At 35.7% G+C, this 4493-nt stretch carries 6 protein-coding genes; 3 read left to right on the forward strand and 3 right to left on the reverse strand.

Annotated elements, in window-relative coordinates; genetic code table 11:
* Window positions 1-171 (forward strand): quinolinate synthase NadA (nadA, locus tag ACY65O_RS07125; RefSeq protein WP_462220166.1); only part of this gene is annotated, 171 nt, incomplete at its 5' end.
* A gap of 106 nt (window positions 172-277) precedes the next feature.
* Here the strand turns inward: nadA and ACY65O_RS07130 are convergent.
* Complete coding sequence (locus ACY65O_RS07130) at window positions 278-1327, reverse strand: DUF3089 domain-containing protein (protein WP_462220161.1); 1050 nt, start codon at window positions 1325-1327, stop codon at window positions 278-280.
* A 38-nt stretch (window positions 1328-1365) separates the two neighbouring features.
* Between ACY65O_RS07130 and ACY65O_RS07135 the strand changes: the two genes are divergently transcribed.
* Window positions 1366-2307, forward strand: coding sequence for an isopenicillin N synthase family dioxygenase (locus tag ACY65O_RS07135; RefSeq protein WP_462220162.1), 942 nt, complete (start codon window positions 1366-1368; stop codon window positions 2305-2307).
* A 15-nt stretch (window positions 2308-2322) separates the two neighbouring features.
* The gene (locus ACY65O_RS07140; RefSeq protein WP_462220163.1) at window positions 2323-3573 is read left to right on the forward strand and encodes a chromate transporter; all 1251 of its coding nucleotides are present in this window, start codon (window positions 2323-2325) and stop codon (window positions 3571-3573) included.
* Here the strand turns inward: ACY65O_RS07140 and nadD are convergent, their stop codons facing one another.
* The gene (gene nadD, locus ACY65O_RS07145; protein ID WP_462220164.1) at window positions 3574-4146 is read right to left on the reverse strand and encodes a nicotinate (nicotinamide) nucleotide adenylyltransferase; all 573 of its coding nucleotides are present in this window, start codon (window positions 4144-4146) and stop codon (window positions 3574-3576) included.
* 29 nt (window positions 4147-4175) lie between these two features.
* Window positions 4176-4418: a FeoA family protein gene (locus ACY65O_RS07150; RefSeq protein ID WP_462220165.1), complete on the reverse strand. Its 243-nt coding sequence runs from the start codon at window positions 4416-4418 to the stop codon at window positions 4176-4178.
* Window positions 4419-4493 lie beyond the last annotated feature (75 nt).

Here is a 4493-nt window from a genome sequence, read left to right on the forward strand (position 1 = left end):
AACAGTTGCGCCTGCAACGATTGTCCGCACATGAAATTAAACACTTTGGAGAAATTGTATTTATGTATGGAGTATGAATTGCCAGAAATTATCATGGATGAAGAATTACGTCTTGCTGCTAAAAAACCAATTGACAGAATGCTGGAAATAAGTGCCAGGTATGGTTTGTAAAGCCCCACCTATCCTCCCCGCAGGGGAGGGAAATGGAGAAGAATAAAATAGTAGATTGAAATTATAGATTTTTTTCTGTGGAAATTTGTATGATCCGAGGTAAACCTTACTGTTTCCAAAAAGCACCAATCCTTGTTTTTACATTTTGCCTTATGTTCATGTAAAATAAGTTTATATCACCTACGTGAAAATTTTTTTTATTGAATAATATTTTTCCAAAAACATTTGGTTTACTGGTCCATAAAATATTATTATGAATATTAGCATCAACCACATGCGGTACAATTTTATTAAATTTTAATAATACGCCTCCATTATTTTGCTTTGCAGAAACAAATGAAGTATCCATTGTCCATGTTAGAGGATTAATAACTACTGCTTTAAAATTTTCTACTTTGTTAATTTCATATCCTCTTTTGTAAGTGCGCCAGCTTACAAAACATCCGGTAGCTGCGGAGTCTTTGCAAGGTTGTAAACCGCTAAAATAATTTTCAGGAACAGGTAATCCAATAATATAGGCACAAACTAATTTATTTTGCAATGGTTTATTATCAAAAAATTCTTTCAATAATTTTCCTGCATGTTTTGTACCCTGGCTGTGTGCTGCAATAATAATTGGCCGGCCATTATTTAAATTTGTAAGATAAAATAAAAAAGCTGTTCTTATATCTTCATAAGCAGTATCAAAATATTTTTCTGCCTCTTTTTCAGGAATATAAAATGCTTTTATATGCGCCTGCCTGTATCTTGGTGCAAAAACCCTCGTTTGTTCATTAAAAGCACTTGCCTGGTATAAAATAGTTGAGTAATCAGTTTTTGAGTTTATTGCAGCATCATCAATATCAGCATTCCGGCGGCTGTCATTTTTATCTGTTAATGTGGTAGGATGAAGAAAGAAAACATCAACAGAACTATCAGAAATATAGGAATTACGTAAAGGTTTTGGCACACTATCCGACAGATCTTTTTTCCAGGGGTGAGCAGCCCAGTAATCAAGATTATTGTAATCAGGTTTTTTATCAGCACTTTTAAATTGGTATGCTGAAGCAGAGGAATAATTTTTATTGGCACAGGAAAAAAGTAAAATCACCGTTACAAAAAATAAAAAGTTTTGAGTAATAGTTCGCTGTAAACAATAAGTTTTGTAATTTTTCATACTCAAATCTACATTCGTTAATCTTAAATGAAAAATTTATGGCCATTCCTTCAGTTGATTTAGCAGAATTTTTAAGTGGCGACCCGGTTCGTAAAGCTACTTTTGTACAGGAATTAGGTAAAGCTTATGAAGATGTTGGCTTTGTTGCTGTAAAAAACCATGGTGTTCCCGACGAATTAATAAGTGATCTATACAAATATGTACAGGAGTTTTTTTCTCTTCCATCAGATCAAAAAAGAAAGTATGAAATTCCTGAACTGGCTGGCCAGAGAGGTTACACCAGTTTTGGTAAAGAACACGCCAAAGGCAGCGATGCGCCGGACTTAAAAGAATTTTTTCAATATGGCCAGGTGCCAAGAGATAATTTTAAAGAAGAAGAGTATCCGCCAAACGTTACCGTAAATCAAATTGCAAAATTCAACCCCACATTTGATAAGGCTTACCGGGCTTTTGAAAAATCGGGTACCGCTTTATTACAGGCTATTGCTTTGTATTTAGGATTGGATGAGCATTATTTTGATGAGTATGTACACAACGGAAATTCTATTCTGCGGTCTATACATTACCCGCCCATTACCAGCGAGCCTAAAAGTGCCATACGTGCCGAACAGCATGAAGATATTAACTTGATTACGCTTTTGGTGGGTGCGTCTGCAGATGGTTTGCAAATTTTAACGAAGCAAAATGAGTGGGTTGGAGTAACTTCTTTACCTGAACAAATTGTGGTAAATGTTGGGGATATGCTACAGCGGCTAACCAACAATAAATTACGCAGCACCACACACCGTGTTGTAAATCCTGCAAGGGAGTTATGGCATACTTCCCGTTTTTCAATTCCTTTCTTCCTTCATCCAAAAAGCAGTATGAGTCTTCAATGCCTTGATAGTTGCATTGATGCGGAGCATCCAAAAGCATACCCTGATGCTACTGCAGGTGAATACCTTGATGAACGCCTTAGAGAAATAGGATTGAAAAAATAATCTTTTAAAGATAAGTTGAAACTACTCCGGCATATTCCTTTTTTAAAAGCAGTGTTGCTGCACAGCGTTACTGCTTTTGGCGGGCCACAGGGCCATATGGGTATGATGATGAAAACTTTTGTAGATAGAAGACGGGATTTAACAAAAGAGGAGTTGATGGAGTACACCTCATTTTGCCAGTTATTGCCGGGAGCTTCATCCACCCAAACCCTTACGCTTATAGGGTACAAACGTGGTGGAGTACCCTTAGCTGTTTTAACTTTAATTATCTGGATTTTACCTGCCTGTTTTTTAATGGGTGGCTTATCTTTTTTGGTTACAGGTATTGGAAAAGAAAAATTAAATACCAGCATTTTCCAGTTTATACAACCTATGGCTATCGGCTTTTTGGCTTATGCAGCTTTTAAAGCATTTAAAATTTCTGTAAATAATTTTATTACTCAAATAATAATGCTGTTGGCTATGGCGGCTACCTACTTTTTATTTAAAACGCCATGGGTATTTCCTGCTCTAATAATAGCAGGTGGTATTGCTACAAATTTCAGCAGCAAACGTATTCCGCAAAAAGAAGTTATTAAACCAAAACAGGTACGCTGGACAAATATCTGGCTGTTTGGGTTAATTTTTTTAGTCGCCGCTTTTTTGAGTGAGGCGGCAAGAAAACAAAACTGGGAGAACCGCAAATCGTATAATCTCTTTGAGAATTTTTATCGCTTTGGTAGTATTGTTTTTGGAGGAGGAGATGTGTTGATTCCTTTAATGCTGGACCAATATGTTGCAAGGCCAACCTCCGAAAGGATGCAAAAGAAAGATCAAAATGTTATCCGTATTGAAAGAGAGGAATTGTTAACCGGTGCAGGAATGGTACGTGCAATACCCGGGCCTGTTTTTTCAATTGCTTCTTTTACCGGCGGTATGGCTATGAAAAATGAAGGAGTTGAAATGCAACTTTTGGGCTGTATAATTGGTGCCGTTGCAATTTTTTTACCCAGCGCTTTACTGGTTTTATTTTTCTTCCCTGTTTGGCAATACTTAAAAAAATATGTGGTGGTTTACCGTGCGCTGGAAGGTATTAATGCCGTGGTGGTGGGTATTATGTGGGCGGCAACTTTATACTTACTAAAAGATGTTTCAATTTTACCTTTTAACAATATCAGTTTTTTGAATATCGGCGTAATTGCCGCAACTTTTTTAATACTTCAGTTAACAAAAATACCTGCACCTTTTATTGTGTTATTTTGTTTAGGGTTAGGCTGGTTATTTTAATTATACTTTATAATAGCTATTTCTTTCAATTTCTTCTTTAACCACATCGGGTACCAAAAACCGGATAGATTTTTTTTCTTTTATCAAACTTCGAATACGGGTGCTTGATATATCCAGAAGCGGAGCTTCCAGCATAATAATTGTAGCACCAAAGGTTTCAGTAATTTCAAAGCCCGGCCTTTTATAAATGTAAAAAGAGTAATTTTTTATCAGGAGCTGATAATTCTTCCACTTATCTAAATTTTGAAAACCATCGCTGCCTATAATAATGGCAAATTCAATTTCGGGATGTTTTTCTGTAAGATAAGTAAGCGTATCAACCGTGTAGGAAGGCTTGGGTAATTTAAATTCTACATTGCTGCTTCTTAGTTTTGTTTCGCCATCAATAGCGATATTCACTAAGTGCAAACGTTGATACTCATTTAATAATGAGGCAGGATTTTTAAATGGATTTTGAGGAGAAACTACAAACCAGACCTGGTTTAAAGAAGTTGTATTAATAACATGATTAGCTATAATCAAATGTCCGACATGAACGGGGTTGAAAGAGCCAAAATATAAGCCAACTGTCATTATTTAACTGATAATCAATTGTTTATAATTTATTTTGACAGGATTGCAATTTCTTCAACCCAAATATTTTCTGCTTCATTTAACCTTAAGCTAAGCCGGTAACCAGCTACTAATATCGAAATAGGATCTCCTAATGGAGCCACCTGGTCAATAATAATTTTTTCACCCGGCACACAGCCCATTTCCATCAGTTTTAAAAAAATATCATCGTTTTCAAAGTGTTTTATAATTACAGCTTTGCCAACTCCAACCTCCGATAATCGCCTGTCCATTTATATTATTTTAAGTAGCACAAAAGTATTCATTAGTAATTGTTTAATAATTTCGAGATTAGAAATTAACTATGC

The organism is Ferruginibacter sp. (genome assembly GCF_031430955.1).
GTDB lineage: Bacteria > Bacteroidota > Bacteroidia > Chitinophagales > Chitinophagaceae > Ferruginibacter.

What these genes read in the sequence shown, in the direction of transcription:
- ACY65O_RS07130 (WP_462220161.1), bottom strand. Translation starts at nt 1,327, where the DNA reads ATGAAAAATTACAAAACTTATTGTTTACAGCGAACTATTACTCAAAAC.
- nadD (WP_462220164.1), bottom strand. Translation starts at nt 4,146, where the DNA reads ATGACAGTTGGCTTATATTTTGGCTCTTTCAACCCCGTTCATGTCGGA.
- ACY65O_RS07135 (WP_462220162.1), top strand. Translation starts at nt 1,366, where the DNA reads ATGGCCATTCCTTCAGTTGATTTAGCAGAATTTTTAAGTGGCGACCCG.
- ACY65O_RS07150 (WP_462220165.1), bottom strand. Translation starts at nt 4,418, where the DNA reads ATGGACAGGCGATTATCGGAGGTTGGAGTTGGCAAAGCTGTAATTATA.